At 63.5% G+C, this 249-nt stretch carries 1 pseudogene; it reads right to left on the bottom strand.

Annotated elements, in window-relative coordinates:
• A pseudogene (locus FEZ63_RS25815) lies at window positions 1-172 on the bottom strand (haloacid dehalogenase-like hydrolase); the annotation flags it as partial.
• Between the last annotated feature and the right edge of the window lie 77 nt (window positions 173-249).

Genomic DNA, 249 nt, shown 5'->3' with positions numbered 1-249 from the left:
GCGGGATGAAGTCGGGGGATCCTTCCCGGGTCACGTCGGTGACGAAGGCGACGATCGCCTGTTTCGCCGCGCCGTCGTTCCAGGACGGAAGCGGATCGGTCTGAGCAACGGCGGCCGAAACCCAGGCTGCCAGCAGGGCAATCGCGCCAAGCCAGAACAAGCGACCCCGCATGTGTACCTCCCGCGGAAAACCGTTCGACGAACTGATCCGGATCAAGCGTTAGAACTCGTCGGAGCTGTCTCTGCATC

The sequence above is a fragment of the Microvirga brassicacearum genome (genome assembly GCF_008757455.1).
GTDB lineage: Bacteria > Pseudomonadota > Alphaproteobacteria > Rhizobiales > Beijerinckiaceae > Microvirga > Microvirga brassicacearum.
The sequence above is the reverse complement of the archived record's forward strand: the minus strand, read 5'-3'. Positions and strand labels throughout refer to the sequence as shown.